Source organism: Streptococcus sp. FSL W8-0197 (assembly GCF_037963785.1).
In the GTDB taxonomy this organism is placed as follows: domain Bacteria; phylum Bacillota; class Bacilli; order Lactobacillales; family Streptococcaceae; genus Streptococcus; species Streptococcus oralis_CQ.
The window spans coordinates 1,263,036-1,277,406 of record NZ_CP150168.1 but is presented as its reverse complement, the minus strand read 5'-3'; the positions used below and the strand labels follow the sequence as shown (position 1 = coordinate 1,277,406).

Annotated in this window: 18 protein-coding genes and 1 CRISPR repeat array; of the genes, 14 read left to right on the top strand and 4 right to left on the bottom strand. The window is 36.8% G+C overall.

Translation table 11 applies throughout. From position 1 onward, the window contains the following. Positions 1 to 22 precede the first annotated feature (22 nt). The 13 genes from cas1 (at position 23) to NYE79_RS06435 (ending at position 9,573) form a co-directional block, all read left to right on the top strand. Complete coding sequence (cas1, locus tag NYE79_RS06495; RefSeq protein WP_216728448.1) at positions 23 to 931, top strand: type II CRISPR-associated endonuclease Cas1; 909 nt, start codon at positions 23 to 25, stop codon at positions 929 to 931. A 4-nt stretch (positions 932 to 935) separates the two neighbouring features. Further along, entirely contained in the window at positions 936 to 1,259 is a 324-nt protein-coding gene (cas2, locus tag NYE79_RS06490; RefSeq protein WP_001268300.1) for a CRISPR-associated endonuclease Cas2, read from the top strand. Beyond that, positions 1,256 to 2,299 carry a CRISPR-associated protein Csn2-St gene (gene csn2-St / locus NYE79_RS06485; RefSeq protein ID WP_001056912.1) on the top strand — a complete coding sequence of 348 codons (1,044 nt, stop codon included), beginning with the start codon at positions 1,256 to 1,258 and terminating at the stop codon, positions 2,297 to 2,299. The genes cas2 and csn2-St overlap by 4 nt, the downstream gene beginning before the upstream one ends. 70 nt (positions 2,300 to 2,369) lie before the next feature. Beyond that, positions 2,370 to 3,592: direct repeats of the CRISPR family, unit length 36 nt; unit sequence GTTTTTGTACTCTCAAGATTTAAGTAACTGTACAAC. A 248-nt stretch (positions 3,593 to 3,840) separates the two neighbouring features. Then, positions 3,841 to 4,074 (top strand): Imm74 family immunity protein, encoded by a 234-nt coding sequence (locus NYE79_RS06480; protein WP_200371607.1) that lies wholly within the window; start codon positions 3,841 to 3,843, stop codon positions 4,072 to 4,074. 20 nt (positions 4,075 to 4,094) lie between these two features. Beyond that, positions 4,095 to 4,649, top strand: coding sequence for a hypothetical protein (locus tag NYE79_RS06475; RefSeq protein WP_200371606.1), 555 nt, complete (start codon positions 4,095 to 4,097; stop codon positions 4,647 to 4,649). Between the two features lie 69 nt (positions 4,650 to 4,718). Beyond that, entirely contained in the window at positions 4,719 to 5,141 is a 423-nt protein-coding gene (locus NYE79_RS06470) for a hypothetical protein (protein WP_200371605.1), read from the top strand. A gap of 732 nt (positions 5,142 to 5,873) precedes the next feature. After that, positions 5,874 to 6,302 carry a hypothetical protein gene (locus NYE79_RS06465; RefSeq protein WP_200371604.1) on the top strand — a complete coding sequence of 143 codons (429 nt, stop codon included), beginning with the start codon at positions 5,874 to 5,876 and terminating at the stop codon, positions 6,300 to 6,302. Between the two features lie 84 nt (positions 6,303 to 6,386). Next, a complete protein-coding gene (locus tag NYE79_RS06460; RefSeq protein ID WP_000849763.1) occupies positions 6,387 to 7,040 on the top strand; it encodes a DUF6572 domain-containing protein in 654 nt (217 codons plus the stop codon). An 88-nt stretch (positions 7,041 to 7,128) separates the two neighbouring features. After that, positions 7,129 to 7,290 carry a hypothetical protein gene (locus NYE79_RS06455; protein WP_001142083.1) on the top strand — a complete coding sequence of 54 codons (162 nt, stop codon included), beginning with the start codon at positions 7,129 to 7,131 and terminating at the stop codon, positions 7,288 to 7,290. Next, entirely contained in the window at positions 7,291 to 8,169 is an 879-nt protein-coding gene (locus tag NYE79_RS06450) for an NAD glycohydrolase inhibitor (RefSeq protein ID WP_001195456.1), read from the top strand. Positions 8,170 to 8,186: 17 nt separating this feature from the next. Next, a complete protein-coding gene (locus NYE79_RS06445; RefSeq protein WP_000879673.1) occupies positions 8,187 to 8,513 on the top strand; it encodes a hypothetical protein in 327 nt (108 codons plus the stop codon). A gap of 56 nt (positions 8,514 to 8,569) precedes the next feature. Beyond that, positions 8,570 to 9,064: an Imm6 family immunity protein gene (locus NYE79_RS06440; RefSeq protein WP_000999424.1), complete on the top strand. Its 495-nt coding sequence runs from the start codon at positions 8,570 to 8,572 to the stop codon at positions 9,062 to 9,064. 32 nt (positions 9,065 to 9,096) lie between these two features. Next, positions 9,097 to 9,573 carry an Imm6 family immunity protein gene (locus NYE79_RS06435; RefSeq protein WP_216728447.1) on the top strand — a complete coding sequence of 159 codons (477 nt, stop codon included), beginning with the start codon at positions 9,097 to 9,099 and terminating at the stop codon, positions 9,571 to 9,573. A gap of 101 nt (positions 9,574 to 9,674) precedes the next feature. Here NYE79_RS06435 and yidA read toward each other — a convergent pair whose 3' ends face one another. Next, positions 9,675 to 10,481 carry a sugar-phosphatase gene (gene yidA / locus NYE79_RS06430; RefSeq protein ID WP_000023484.1) on the bottom strand — a complete coding sequence of 269 codons (807 nt, stop codon included), beginning with the start codon at positions 10,479 to 10,481 and terminating at the stop codon, positions 9,675 to 9,677. A gap of 9 nt (positions 10,482 to 10,490) precedes the next feature. After that, the gene (locus NYE79_RS06425; RefSeq protein ID WP_339293631.1) at positions 10,491 to 11,798 is read right to left on the bottom strand and encodes an HD domain-containing protein; all 1,308 of its coding nucleotides are present in this window, start codon (positions 11,796 to 11,798) and stop codon (positions 10,491 to 10,493) included. Positions 11,799 to 11,869: 71 nt separating this feature from the next. Between NYE79_RS06425 and NYE79_RS06420 the strand changes: the two genes are divergently transcribed. Further along, the gene (locus NYE79_RS06420; RefSeq protein WP_339293630.1) at positions 11,870 to 12,247 is read left to right on the top strand and encodes a DUF1934 domain-containing protein; all 378 of its coding nucleotides are present in this window, start codon (positions 11,870 to 11,872) and stop codon (positions 12,245 to 12,247) included. Between the two features lie 24 nt (positions 12,248 to 12,271). On the opposite strand, the gene NYE79_RS06415 is transcribed toward NYE79_RS06420, so the two are convergent. Continuing rightward, on the bottom strand, positions 12,272 to 13,354 hold the full coding sequence (locus NYE79_RS06415; protein ID WP_339293629.1) for a DEAD/DEAH box helicase: 1,083 nt from the start codon (positions 13,352 to 13,354) through the stop codon (positions 12,272 to 12,274). Next, positions 13,351 to 14,328 (bottom strand): Gfo/Idh/MocA family oxidoreductase, encoded by a 978-nt coding sequence (locus NYE79_RS06410; protein ID WP_049479173.1) that lies wholly within the window; start codon positions 14,326 to 14,328, stop codon positions 13,351 to 13,353. Before NYE79_RS06410 ends, NYE79_RS06415 begins: the two co-directional genes overlap by 4 nt. Between the last annotated feature and the right edge of the window lie 43 nt (positions 14,329 to 14,371).

Genomic DNA, 14,371 nt, shown 5'->3' with positions numbered 1-14,371 from the left:
TTTTGTGAAAGAGGAAAATACGATGACTTGGAGAATTGTGCATATCTGTCAGAGTGAAAAAATGCAATTAAAGTTAGATAACCTTTTAATTAAGAAAATGGGTCAAGACTATGTTATCCCACTGAGTGATATTTCGATAATTGTAGCAGAAGGAGGGGAGACTGTTGTAACTTTAAGGTTATTAAGTGCTTTAAGTAAGTATAATATTGCTTTAATTGTCTGTGATAATGAGCACTTGCCTACAGGAATTTATCATTCTCAAAATGGCCATTTTAGAGCCTATAAAAAATTACAGGAGCAATTATTGTGGACGCAGGAACAGAAAGATAAATTATGGCAGATAGTTACTTATTTCAAAATAAACAATCAGCAAGATGTTCTTGCAATGTTTGAGAAGAATATTGATTGCATTCAATTATTAGCAGACTATAAAGATCATATTGAATATGGAGATAAAACCAACCGCGAAGGTCATGCTGCAAAAGTCTATTTTAACGAACTCTTTGGAAAAAAATTCGTACGTCTTACACAACAGGAAACGGATGTCATCAATGCTGGTCTAAATTATGGTTATGCAATCATGAGAGCGCAAATGGCACGTATTATTTCTGGGTATGGTTTGAATCCCTTAATAGGAATTTTTCATAAGAATGAATATAACCAATTTAACCTGGTTGATGATCTAATGGAACCTTTTCGGCAGATTATCGATGTCTGGGTTTATCAAAATTTACGAGATGAAGAGTATTTGAAATATGAATTTCGTCTTGCGTTGACAGATACACTGAACGCAAAGATTCGTTATGGGAAAGAAACGTGTTCTGTAACGGTAGCAATGGATAAATATGTCAAAGGTTTTCTAAAATGTATCTCTGATAAGGATACTAGTAAATTTTACTGTCCGGTGGTGTCGAGTATAGAATGGAGCTAAAGAAATGAGGTATGAAGCATTGAGATTATTGTGTTTTTTTGATTTACCAATGGAAACTAATCAAGAAAAAAGGGTCTATCGTAACTTTCGGAAAGATTTAATTGCCAATGGTTTTGAAATGTTGCAGTTTTCTGTTTATTATCGAACCTGTCCTAATCGAAGTTTTGCAAGTAAATTCTATAAAAAATTAAGTCAGAGTAATTTACCAAGTGGGAATGTCCGTTTGCTAGCTGTGACTGAAAAACAATTTTCTGAAATGGTTTTAATAATTGGTGGAAAAACAAAGCAAGAAGAAGTAGTCAGTGATAATAAGTTGGTAGTTATATGAACATGAACATTAGTTATCCATACAAGGATAAAATTTCATTAAGTTTTGGTCAATTTACTCAAATTGTAGGTCAAGATCAGCAATTAAAATATTATATTTGGCAGATACTATTATGGTATTTTGGAGGAAAAAAATATAGTGAGGAAGATTTAGTTCTATTTGAACAAAATGAGCCTAAAATACTAATAGACGATATAATGGTTTCCCGGTCAGAATTCAGTGTTATTCAAGTGTCCAATATCAATGATTTAATTGAACAAATGGAATATAAAAAAGGAACAGTAGCCTATGATTATATAAAGAAAAAGATTAATTCTATAGAGATAATGGAGCAAATTGAAAATATCAATGACAATCTAGATAGGATTTCACTTCTATTGAATCAGAAGTTGAATCTTCAATTAGATGAAATTATCTATCATACCGAAGCAAAATATTTTAATACGGATCAATTGATTCAAAAGAATTTTTTACCATACTTTGGAAAAAATGATAAAAATATATCCTTTGAATTTGTAGACAATAAGACAAAGTTTTTATTATTTCTTTCCATGTTAGAAGTCATGGCGACGAACAGTTCTGAAAAGTTTTTGCTTGTCTTACGAAATTTGGATGATTTTCTATCCTATAGTGATTTTGTTGAATGTTGCGAGAAAATGGAGTTTCTGACTAATCATAATGATTCATTATATATTGTTTTGTTTCCTTCCAATGAAGGTTATCTTCATGTCACGAAAGAAGTTTTAGAGGAAATCAATATTGTTTCCGATTATGTTGATCATTTTTATTCGCTAGAATTCATGTATGATCGCTTTACCAATCAGTATCCAATAAATCAAATACCTGATGAACAAGAATTTTTAACTTCTTTAAGAAAAATTGGATCCTATTTATTTAGCTCGGACATTCTCCACATGAGTCTATCTGTAGAAGATCAAGTGGCATTAAAAATTTTGAATAATTTGTATCAATATGAAATGAAAAAAAAATTCTGTATTGGATCAATCAATCCTATGTTATTGAAATATTTGGAAGAATAGTATTGACGAGTGAGATTTAAGGCTTTATAATGTTTTTGAGGGAACAAAAATCAAAATTGACGAATTTGAGGTTTTTGTACTCTCAAGATTTAAGTAACTGTACAACTTTCTGCTTGTCTTTCTTTACAAGGCTGAGGTTTTTGTACTCTCAAGATTTAAGTAACTGTACAACTTTACCCTCAATCTGTCCCAATTGCCTCTTGGTTTTTGTACTCTCAAGATTTAAGTAACTGTACAACCTATCTGCTTTCTTTGCTGCAATTGGCCAAGTTTTTGTACTCTCAAGATTTAAGTAACTGTACAACTGAATCCATGCACGTTCAAAAGTACGCTCAGTTTTTGTACTCTCAAGATTTAAGTAACTGTACAACCTCAGCCATCAATGAAATTGTATAAAAGAAGTTTTTGTACTCTCAAGATTTAAGTAACTGTACAACTGCATTGGTTACCATGATACCTTACCCCCAGTTTTTGTACTCTCAAGATTTAAGTAACTGTACAACATACAGAACCTAAAACAATACCTAGTTTTTGTTTTTGTACTCTCAAGATTTAAGTAACTGTACAACTGTTTAACGTGTTAAACTATAATCAAGCTTGTTTTTGTACTCTCAAGATTTAAGTAACTGTACAACTTACTAGATGACGAAGAAGCTAAACCCAAAGTTTTTGTACTCTCAAGATTTAAGTAACTGTACAACTCAAAACTAGAACGGTTCTTGATGATGTCTGTTTTTGTACTCTCAAGATTTAAGTAACTGTACAACACATCCAACAAGTCAGACGGCAAGTACAAAGTTTTTGTACTCTCAAGATTTAAGTAACTGTACAACTAGAGAGCTTTTAGGGGTATTATACCAGGGTTTTTGTACTCTCAAGATTTAAGTAACTGTACAACCTTTCTGCAGAACAATCTTAAAAGGCACCGGTTTTTGTACTCTCAAGATTTAAGTAACTGTACAACAAAGAGGGAGCACGTCAGGGACGTCTAGGGGTTTTTGTACTCTCAAGATTTAAGTAACTGTACAACGATTTTCCTGCTTGGTTGCTTTATCTTTCAGTTTTTGTACTCTCAAGATTTAAGTAACTGTACAACTGTTGGATGGGAATGCTACTCCGACACTGGGTTTTTGTACTCTCAAGATTTAAGTAACTGTACAACCAAGCCACGCAGGGTTTACATCATAGGTTGTTTTTGTACTCTCAAGATTTAAGTAACTGTACAACCTTTTCCTGTTATCACAGTCAAAAACAACGGTTTTTGTACTCTCAAGATTTAAGTAACTGTACAACAGTCAAGCGATTTTCAACTTGTTCCTTATTTCTCTCTGTCTGCAGGGGGCAGTAATTCAATCAAAAAGCACTGAATGATCAGTGTTTTTTTGTCTTAAAATAGAAACCATTTCAGATGAAAATGGAGGTGTGGTATAATAGGAGAAAGTATAAGTGCTTATTTGAAGGGGAATTTCTCTCCTTATTATGAGTATTAGGATTTAGTTTTCTGAGAAAAATAATGATGTTTGAGCAAAGAAGGAAATGGAATGACAATTTCTGGGACAAGTGGTAACGTTACTTTTGACTATGAAAATGGCTATGTTCTAAAAGCAGAGGGAGAGTTGTTGACTGTTGGTAGCTTTATTGTATATAGGTCAAGCATACAGAATTGGGAGCCACCTTACAATCACATTCCTATCACACAGAACGAGATAGATAAACTTGTCGAGGAAGTGAACTCCATGATGACGGAGCAAACAATCCAGATCGAATTTATCTGAGTTAGAGTAGGAGAAGGATGATGAAAATCAATTACAGTGAACGGATAGTCATATGGGATTGGAATGGTTGTGTAATAAAGATAGAACTACCAGATATCATTCATGCGGAATATAATAAAGATGAGAACATGGTGATGGTTTATAGTGGGGAAAATCTTATTAACAAAATCGTTTTCTACTATAGTTTAGAAGGAAAACTATTAGGGCGACAAAATGTAGAGGAAGGGAGACTAGATTGGAATCATAATGGGAAGCATCAGGTTATTTTTCAACATGTACATCATCTTCGATTTAGTCCTAAATATCAGCGTATCTTCAGTATATTTCGCTCATTCAGCGATTTTGACCTTCCATCAGAACTAGAGGTTTATAATTTAGAAGGTGATAAAATCGACCAAATTGAATCTCCTGCAGGGTTTACTATGCTATATATTTCTGAGATAAGTAAAGAAAAACTGAGAATTGTATGTGAAGCTCTTAATGAAGATTGTTTTGATAAATTTGGTCGAAGTGATTTCTATTTTAATGTGGATTTAGAAACTAGAAAATGGATAAAAGATGGCGTAGCCTATTGAGGAAGAGAAAAATAATCCTGATTTTATGATATTCTGGTTGAGAGAATAACTTGCACTAGGAGAATACAAATGAAACCAACAAAACTACAATGGGAAGATGTTATCCAGTTCGAAGAAGTAAAAGGTTACGGTCAGCATATATGGAGAGATGGTAATCATTTTTATTACGTTACTGAGGAGGGAGGAATTGCCCCTCAGCGTGTAGTTTATGAATTACCAAATGAGTTTTTTGCCTTATTAGAAAGTGGGGAAAGAACGGAGTTAGAAGTATTAAGTAAACTTCAGACCGATTGTTGGCCACCGACGGAAGAAGAAAAGAAAGCTAGTGAGAAGCAATTTATATTAAAAGGCTTAACTCCTTTAATAGCTAATCCTAAGAGTTGGGAATTATTTACTCAGGAAGAGCTTGAAAGATTAATTCCGCTTGCTGAACAGAAATGGATTGACTGGAGAGGCAAACTTCCAGATGATTATGTATCGCCACTCAAGTAAAAGAGATATATAATGAAACTGAATTCCAGATATTAGAGAGCTCTAATCCAGTTCACTGAAGCTATGAAAAAGCTTATATCATTTGATTATGGTTAGAAAGGGAGTGGAAATGATAGAAAAGAGAAAACATTATAAAGGCCTAGTTCATCTAGGAGAGTTTAAGAACAAATTGGTTTACTATGACTTAAAGACAAAGAAATTGTTTTTTTCGATTCCAGAAAGAACTTCTAAGAGTCAACAGTACGTTATTCTTTCCCTGGTATTGCTATTTCTTCCTTTTATCAGATTTCTGAATGGATTGACAATCTTTAGTATACCTGCTCACAAGTATCTTTATTTGATTTTATGCTCTTGTCTTTTCTTACTTTTCGGGAAATTACTAGATGTCTATTTTAAGAAAGATTTGGATTTGTATCCGGCTCTATTTACAGATTTGGAGTATTTAGAATTCCTAGAGGTAGTAAAGAAAAGTGGAGCTGTTGTTTCTTCCGTAATTCGTGGTAGCTTTATTAGTTTGTTAGTATCTTTAGTAGCCTTCCTGTTATATCCTAGTTTTTTGCCATTATTTTTCCACTCGATGCTTTTGTTTATTCTCTATTTGTGTTTAGCCAATAATTTGCACAAGCGAAAGAAGGTCATGGAGAGTTTGATAAGAAATGTGCGCATCAACTAAATCTTTTTGTTTTTGCCTATGATAAAGAAGAATCAAAAAAGTAAAGAAAGTTGATTTATATGACAACAGAAATGCAGCAATACAAAAATTGTACGATATTAAAAAACAATAATGATTATCAGATTCTGTGGAGTAGAGGGAAAGAAGTGCTTAACTTTACCATTAGCCAGGAATTAGCAGAATGTGTTTCAAAATCAGAAAAAGATTCTTTAGAAGTAATGTTTTATTGTGAACATCATCGTTGGCCTAAGGCAGATGAGTTAGAAGACTATAATCAATCGGATACGATTGTGCATAGAGGTAATGGATTTATTGTATATGAGACAGATGGCTATTACGAAATTAGCTTCTTTAAAGAAATCGGCGGAGTCATGGGTCCAGAAGTTCGCTATCCTATTACTAAAGAACTGATGGATAAAGCATTTGAATCTTCTAGGGGAGCATACGAAGTCATGGTTTATGCTGAAACAGGACGCTGGCCTTTATAGTAAAGTGGATGACATCATAAGAACAGCCCCAAAATAGGGAATAACTAATCAGTAGACATTTGGTAGATGGAAAAGGAGATGAGAATGAAAACAATTTATTTAAGTAAAAAAGATATGTTGGAAATCTGTCAAGATGGTGATAAGTATTTCTTGCGTTATCCAACTTTTAATATTACCATGCCAGAAGTGATTAGAGAAATCCCCAAAGAAGCCGCAGATAGTTACATGTCGGGAGAACATGATGGTGAAGAATTAATTAATTATGCTAACTTCGGATTTTGGAAATCAAAAATTAGTCAAGAAGATGCTAACATACAATTTTTAAGAGATAATCCAGAATTTCTTCTTATTGAAACATATAGAAAGAGACACTATTTCTCCGAAAAAGAATTTGAAGAACTGTTAAAGAAAGCAATCTCATTAGAACTAAAGCCAACTGAACTTGATGCAATTGGTATAGTTGATAGTCATTTAGAGCTTCTTCTGGTGGATCCAGTCGGCTGGGAGGAAGAGATAGAAGTAGTCCATTTGGAAATTCTGCAAGAAAAAATGAATAATTACATTCACTTCCTCGAAAGCAAGCAGTATGTGGCACGATACGGTGATAAGTTTGACAAAAAAGTCATTCATATCAAATTACAATATTCTCCATCTGATAATGGATTGACCTTTCTTGAGGCGGTTCAGAAAGTATTGCAACCGACTGATATGAGTTTGAAGGTAGAATTATCAGAGTAATAAAGGGAGCGGAAACGCTCTCTTTTTGTGGTATAATTGGACTAGGTTACGAAGATTTTTGTTAAATAGGTAAAATAGCGAACTACTTATGCCAACGATTGGCACAACGGGGCATTCTTACGATGATTTTCTATCTGCGATTGAACGTCAAGGCTATTATGAAATCAAAAATCCACGTGTCTATAAACCAGGCACTAATGAAATTATTTCAGTTGAAGGGATTTTTAGAATTAACCAATGGAGTAAATAAATGCAGACATATAAACTAAAAACAGATACCGAGTGGGATATTATGCGGTATAAAAAAGCAATTGAAAATCACAGAGAAATAGATGCTTTCTTAGGTATTAATCCCGAGTATAGAATTGGTCATCGAGATTCATATTATCAAGACATTACGGATACCCATATTTTGATAGAATATAGCCTTTATCCAATTTATGTAGAGGGAGATTTTGATATTCCAGATCGGATTTTTGATATTTTAAAGGAATTAGCTTCTAGTCAGGATATTATACATTTATATCAAGTTGTATCATTTATCAAAAAACAAGAGGATTTACTGGAAGAATATGATTCTTTACCTTTTATTATTGATGCGGAGGCCATAGTACCTATTGTTCTTGACAGTATTTATAATCTTCCTAATGAGAAAAAGGTGAACTATTATCGTAATATTTGTAATTTAATTGATTCTATGGAACTTTTCAAAAACTGTGATAAAGAGAAAGTAGAATATATCGTTAATGAGCAAAAGAAAGAGGAAAATAAGAATAGAAGAAAAATTAAATCAGTTGCAGAGGTATGGCCAATTGTACTAGACGTTACGAGTATCGATGCGATGGGTGTTTCAGATGACCATCTAGAGTTGTTGTTGATTGATGAAAACAAATGGATAGAGTCATTAGAAGAGGAGCATCTCTTGAAACTTCAAGAAAAACTAAATAACTATATCTACTTCCTCGAAAGCAAGCAGTATGTGGCACGATACGGTGATAAGTTTGACAAAAAAGTCATCCATATCACATTCCGGTATTCCCCATCAGACAACGGTCTAGCCTTTCTCGCAGCTGTTCAGAAAGTATTGCAACCGACTGATATGAGCTTAAAGGTAGAATTACCGGAGTAATAAAGGAAGCGGAAACGATGCTAGCTATTTTTATTGATTCTATAGGTGACAAGTCAGGGACCTATAAGTTGTTAAGAAACCATTCATCCTTGCCTTTTTCTTTAATCCAATCCAGAATCAAAGATCATGACACGGTGATAGAAGTAGACATGTTAGATTTGGATGAATTGAAAAAGGTTAGAGAACTCATCCGTGAGTTGAGTGCTATTGGGACCAAGGTTACGATGAGGGATTCGACTGGTATTATCACCTTAGAAATAGTAAATAATCTTATTTCTACTTTTGAAGAGATTGCGGCAGAGAGAGAAGAACTGGATGCTCTGATGTTTGAAGAGGAAGAGTGAGTGCCACGTTTTTCAGTGGATCACCAAGTTAGTTTTTAGTAATAGAAGGAAAACTGATGAATGATAATAGAAATTTATTGCGCTTCTTACAGGAGTTGATGTACGGTCTTGTAGATCTTATCAGTGAGAAAGAATATCAGGAGTTTGTCCTTGATTCCTTAAAACTTTCAAAACAGGAGCTTGATAAAGAGAGTGATTTTTGCCCAGATATTTTATATAATCGACTGGAAAATATAGACGAGCAGGATATCTTGACATTTCAGGTATTGGATAAGAAAACCAATCCACTAGTATGGAACTGTATCGCTAATTTCTTTGTTTTAGTTTGTCACTATTCATATATTGCTTCGGAAGAAATCTACCTACCACAAACGATTGAAAGTGTCGACGAGGACATACTTGAGGTTCTTTCCTTAAGTTACAAACAAATTCTAGCTGAAAATAGGGAACTTATTTCACAAATAACTGGACCAGAATTAGAAGGATATCTAAAGGATGATCTCGTTAAAAACTACTTTGGACCACTATTTTTATCTGATGAGAACGAATAGGCCATTCGTTCAAGCATAGATCAGGAGAGGATATGCTTACTAGTTATTTTATGTTGATTTTTGCTGAGGCAATTGCGAATCGTATGGAAACAGAATATACTTCACATATTCGAACCGCCTTGGATGCATGTTGGAGTTTTTTGGAGAATAGAGATAAAAGGGGAGAGGAACTTTATCGCCTTTTAGATGATGGGACAGACTTCAGTGGAATATTTATCTACATGCAATTAGATGAAAATGAAGCGAATGGTCTCTTGTGGGACAACATTAGTTATGTAATAGGTGTGACTGCTAAAGAAGCTTTTGAGTTTGAAAATAAGAAAGAGCTTCCTTCTCCCTTGGAAAACATTGAACCGGAACTACTTGATGTCTTTATTGATAATTTAAAAGAGATTAGCATGGATCTTTATCATCACGTCGAAACAGTAAAAATTTTCATCAATAAAAATCCATACCCATCAAGAGAATCTGCCCTAAAAGAACTAGATAGACTAGGATTACTTAGATGATTTGAATAGATGATTTGGCGAAAAATCAAAAAGAACACCCCAGAAGTTAGAGTGTCATCTCTACCTTTTGGGGTGTTGTTTATTTTCTATCCTTAAGAATTTTACAATACCCAGGTACGAATAGCATGGGCAACGCCAGATTCATCATTTGTTTTGGTAATGTATTTGGCGATTTTTTTGAGTTCAGGATTTCCATTTTCCATAACAACGGGATTTCCAACGACTTCGAGCATGGCGCGGTCATTTTCTTCGTCACCGATTGCCATGGTTTCATCTTTGGTCAATCCGAGTTTTTCAGCTAGGTGAGTGATGGCTGAACCTTTGTCCACATTCTTTTTAAGGAGTTCGAGGTAGAAAGGAGCTGATTTGTTAATAGAGTAACGCTCGTAAAATTCGGCTGGAATCTTTTCAATCGCAGCATCGAGAATCTCTGGTTCATCGATAAACATACATTTGACGATTTCCTTGCCAGCCATTTCTTCAGGAGTGCGGTAAAAGATGGGCATGCTGACGAGGGTTGATTCGTGAACTGTGTATTTTCCGATATTGCGATTGGCAGTATAGATACCGTCCTTGGTAATAGCGTGCATGTGAACACCGAGCTTGCGACTGAGAAATTCCATATCCAGATAATCCTCATAGGTCAAGGATTCGCTGATAATCTCATGGCCAGTAGCAGTTTCTTGAACAAGGGCACCGTTGAAGGTTACAACATAGTCACCCTCATCTCTCAATTGCAAGTCGTCCAAAAGTTTGGCAACGCCTGCGATAGGACGACCCGTTGCAATCACGACTTTGACACCAGCTTCTTTGGCATCTTGGATGGCAGAAAAGACTTCCGGAGTGATTTCCTTTTTACTGTTAACCAGGGTACCGTCGATATCGACGGCGATTAGTTTAATACTCATAAATTTCCTCTATTCGTTCTTATTTGGGGTAAAATGATCGTTCTCAATCAAGTGTAAAAATTGCTGGGTGATACTTGCGAAGATGCTGTTTTGATCTAACATTTCTTTTGGGAAATAGAAACGATTATCTCCGTGGCGGCTGCCAGCAAGGGATTGGACGATAGGAGACAGGCTAGAGAGTTCTGCCAGTTCTCCATTTTTTTGTAAAATTTCAATCTGAGTCCGTGGATTTTCAGATTCGGGACGATAGATATCATAAGGGAGGTCAAAGTTCTTATGAATAGCAGTATAGTAGTCTGGATCAAAGCCGATTTCTTCAACCAGCTGTCTCATGGTTGCGAGTTGGTCTTGGTCTTTTTCTGAAAAAGTAATGGATTTAAAGACCTTGCGGTTGACAAAACGTTGCGACAAGTCTGCGAGAATCTTGTCAGGACTGCTCATCCAGAGTTGGAAGTAGGTATTCATCACGCCGTCATCAAGTGCCAGATAGTTAGATAGAGTAACTTTTTTTTCAAAAAAAGGTAGCAAATGTGGAGAAGTGCGTGCAAAGAAGTCCTTGTCCTCAGGGTAGAGTTCCTTAGCACGCTTGAGAAGATTCTGTAGGAGAACTTCCATGGCACGTGTTGCTGGGTGGAAATAAACCTGCATATACATCTGGTAACGACTGAGGACATAATCTTCGATGGCATGCATGCCATTGCGCTGAAAGGCGATGCCATTTTCGACAGGACGAATGACTCGGAGGATGCGAGTAAGGTCAAATTCCCCATAAGATGCTCCTGTAAAATAAGAGTCGCGCAAGAGATAGTCCATGCGGTCTGCATCAATCTGACTGGAAATGAGCTGTACGACCTGCTTGTTAGGGTAGGTATGATCGATGACACTGGCTACCTTCTCCGGGAAATCGGGTGCTACTTGTAGCAGAACTTGGTGAATCTCTGTCTCAGGACTTTGGATGATTTCCTGAGTAATGGCCTCATGATCTGTATCAAAGAGATGTTCAAAAGTATGAGAGTAGGCACCGTGCCCGAGGTCATGAAGGAGCGCAGCGGTCATGGTCAAGAGAGACTCAGCAGGATCCCATTCTTCAGGATATTTTTCTTCAAAAATCTCTGTGATGCGTCGTGCAATCTCATAGACCCCCAAACAGTGGGAAAAGCGACTGTGCTCCCCACCATGGAAGGTATAACTGGAAGTCCCTAGCTGTTTGATACGGCGAAGACGTTGAAATTCTTTTGTATTGATCAAGTCGTATATGACCTGATTGTTTACATGGATATAATTGTGAACTGGGTCACGGAATACTTTTTCGTTCATATGACCATTATAGCAAAATCCTGTTCTTTTTGGTAAAATAGTAGGATAAGAGACATGAAAGAGGATTTGATGTGAAGATTCGGATGCGAAATAGGATTCAGTTTGATGAGCAGTTGGAAGTGATTGACCAGCTTTATGACGTTGAAGTGCGTGAAAAAGGGGATTATAGCTATCTGCTTTTTTATAATGAGGAAAAAGAAAAAGTGGTTCTCAAGTTTCATGGTCAAGAACTGGTGATGACCCGTTTTTCCAATCCGAAGACCATCATGCGTTTTCTAAAGGATAGTGATAGTTTGGCCTATATTCCTACTCCAATAGGGATGCAGGAGTTCATCATTCAAACAAGTCACTACAAACTGGATGGGCAAAAGATTGAGCTAGCCTATCAACTACAAAATCAAGAGGGACACCCTTTTGCCAGCTATCAATTGGAAATTACTTGGGGATAAGAAAAAGGTTGCCGAATGCCAACCTTATTTGATATAGAGTTCTTGATTTTTTAGGACAATTTCACGTACATTTGCAAATTTCTTGAGTTTTTTAAGCTCTTCTGGATGGGTTACGAGAGTGATCACATAGCCCTCTTTACCCATGCGACCTGTACGTCCAGCGCGGTGAGTGTAAGTTTCCATGTCTCTAGGAATATCAAAGTTTACGACACATTCTAAGCTATCGATATCAATTCCGCGAGCCAGAAGGTCAGTCGCAAGGAGCAGGGTTAGCTGCTTGTCTTTAAACTTTTCCAAGATGACTTTTCGAAATTTAACATTGACGTCGCTAGCGAGGGAAACGGCCAAGACATCGCGATACTGTAGCTTTTCCTCCGCACTTCCAAGATCTGAGAGGCTGTTAAAGAAAACTAGTCCGCGGAAATCCTCTACATGAGCCAGTTTTCGTAGCATATCCACTCGGTGACGTTGGTCTACCTGCATGTAGAAATGTTGAATGTTGTCCAGTTTTTGATCAGAGAGATCAATGGTACGTGTGTTTGGTGCAATCTTTTTTTGGTCAAACTTGGTCGTCGCACTCATGTAGATGAGTTGGTGGTCACGAGGTGCGTAGTGGGTGATTTTCTCAACAAAGTGAATCTGAGAATCATCGAGCAATTGATCAAATTCATCCAGGATGATGGTTTCCACATTCATCATCTTGATTTTTTTCAATTTAATCAACTCAAAGATACGGCCAGGTGTTCCAATCAGAATTTCTGGTCCTTTTTTAAGACGTTCAATCTGGCGTTTTTGACTGGAACCTGATAAGAAGAGCTGAGCAGTCAAACCGATGGCTTCTGCCCACGTTTTACACACGTCAAAAATCTGTCCAGCTAGTTCTGTATTTGGTGCTAGAATCAAGAGCTGTTGGGCTTTTTTCTTTTGTAGTCTGAGAAGGCTTGGTAGGAGGTAAGCGAGGGTCTTGCCAGTTCCTGTTGGGCTTACTCCCAGTAGGTTTTCTCCAGCGAGGATGGGTTCAAATAGTTGAGTTTGAATGGGGGTAAATTCTTGGAAACTGAGTTGGTCGCTCAGTTCTTGCCATTCAGTGGGTAGTTTGGTTTTCATTTTTCTGCCTCAAATCTAATGCCAGCAGTCTGGCGCATGGTATAGAGTAAATCATGAACAGAGCCTGCATCATCCAGCCAAGTCAGGTAAAGCGTCTGGTCTGGTTGTTGGATCATCTGTGCGAATGCAGCGACTTCCTCAGTCATCGTATGAGGAGCCTGTTGGATAGGGAGCTGGACTTGATTTCCTTGGTGGTCGCTAAAAATAGCTGAGCGGACATGCTCGATGGTGTTGAGGGTCAAGGTTCCATCTGCTGTGTAAATCTCGCAAGGAAGATTGGAAGTGATGTTTTTCCCAGCCTTGATATGAACTTGAAAGTCAGGGTAGAAGAGGATACCGTCTCCATTTAGGTCAATGCTATTGTCAAGCTGTTGAGCCTGATAGGTCGCGTCCTGAGCTTTTCCAAAGAGGCGAATGGCAGCGTAGAGGGGATAAATCCCCAAGTCCATAAGTGCTCCACCAGCAAAACGATCTGAAAAGACATTTGGCGTCTGTCCAGCCAATAAGTCAGGCATCTTGGAAGAATACTTGGCATAATTGAAATCTGCTCCCAACACTTGCTTGTCTGCTAAAAAGTTTTTGATAGTAGTAAAAGCTTCCTCGTGGTAGTTTCGTGCTGCTTCAAAGATAAAACAATTATTTTTCTCAGCTGTCTGTCTCAAATCCAGCCACTCTTGTGGCTGAGTGACAGCTGGTTTTTCAAGAATGACATGCTTGCCAGCAGACAAGGCAGCCTTTGCTTGAACAAAATGCAAGGAGTTTGGACTGGCGATATAGACCACATCAAAGGAAGACTTAAAGAAGTCTCCTAATTGATCAAAGAGTTGGATATCCTGATAGCGGGAAGCAAAGGTTGCCGCAGTTTCTAACTTTCTAGAGTAGACAGCAACCAGCTGGTATTCTCCACTGGCATGGGATGCTTCTATGAAATGATGGCTGATAGCGCCTGTTCCGATAACACCTAATTTAAGCATAAATACTCCTTTTCCGACTTCAAATCCTTCCTTCATTATAACA

Excerpts from the sequence above, each read along its gene's own strand:
- cas1 (WP_216728448.1), top strand. The coding sequence starts at position 23 with ATGACTTGGAGAATTGTGCATATCTGTCAGAGTGAAAAAATGCAATTA.
- cas2 (WP_001268300.1), top strand. The coding sequence starts at position 936 with ATGAGGTATGAAGCATTGAGATTATTGTGTTTTTTTGATTTACCAATG.
- csn2-St (WP_001056912.1), top strand. The coding sequence starts at position 1,256 with ATGAACATGAACATTAGTTATCCATACAAGGATAAAATTTCATTAAGT.
- NYE79_RS06480 (WP_200371607.1), top strand. The coding sequence starts at position 3,841 with ATGACAATTTCTGGGACAAGTGGTAACGTTACTTTTGACTATGAAAAT.
- NYE79_RS06475 (WP_200371606.1), top strand. The coding sequence starts at position 4,095 with ATGAAAATCAATTACAGTGAACGGATAGTCATATGGGATTGGAATGGT.
- NYE79_RS06470 (WP_200371605.1), top strand. The coding sequence starts at position 4,719 with ATGAAACCAACAAAACTACAATGGGAAGATGTTATCCAGTTCGAAGAA.
- NYE79_RS06465 (WP_200371604.1), top strand. The coding sequence starts at position 5,874 with ATGACAACAGAAATGCAGCAATACAAAAATTGTACGATATTAAAAAAC.
- NYE79_RS06460 (WP_000849763.1), top strand. The coding sequence starts at position 6,387 with ATGAAAACAATTTATTTAAGTAAAAAAGATATGTTGGAAATCTGTCAA.
- NYE79_RS06455 (WP_001142083.1), top strand. The coding sequence starts at position 7,129 with ATGCCAACGATTGGCACAACGGGGCATTCTTACGATGATTTTCTATCT.
- NYE79_RS06450 (WP_001195456.1), top strand. The coding sequence starts at position 7,291 with ATGCAGACATATAAACTAAAAACAGATACCGAGTGGGATATTATGCGG.
- NYE79_RS06445 (WP_000879673.1), top strand. The coding sequence starts at position 8,187 with ATGCTAGCTATTTTTATTGATTCTATAGGTGACAAGTCAGGGACCTAT.
- NYE79_RS06440 (WP_000999424.1), top strand. The coding sequence starts at position 8,570 with ATGAATGATAATAGAAATTTATTGCGCTTCTTACAGGAGTTGATGTAC.
- NYE79_RS06435 (WP_216728447.1), top strand. The coding sequence starts at position 9,097 with ATGCTTACTAGTTATTTTATGTTGATTTTTGCTGAGGCAATTGCGAAT.
- yidA (WP_000023484.1), bottom strand. The coding sequence starts at position 10,481 with ATGAGTATTAAACTAATCGCCGTCGATATCGACGGTACCCTGGTTAAC.
- NYE79_RS06425 (WP_339293631.1), bottom strand. The coding sequence starts at position 11,798 with ATGAACGAAAAAGTATTCCGTGACCCAGTTCACAATTATATCCATGTA.
- NYE79_RS06415 (WP_339293629.1), bottom strand. The coding sequence starts at position 13,354 with ATGAAAACCAAACTACCCACTGAATGGCAAGAACTGAGCGACCAACTC.
- NYE79_RS06410 (WP_049479173.1), bottom strand. The coding sequence starts at position 14,328 with ATGCTTAAATTAGGTGTTATCGGAACAGGCGCTATCAGCCATCATTTC.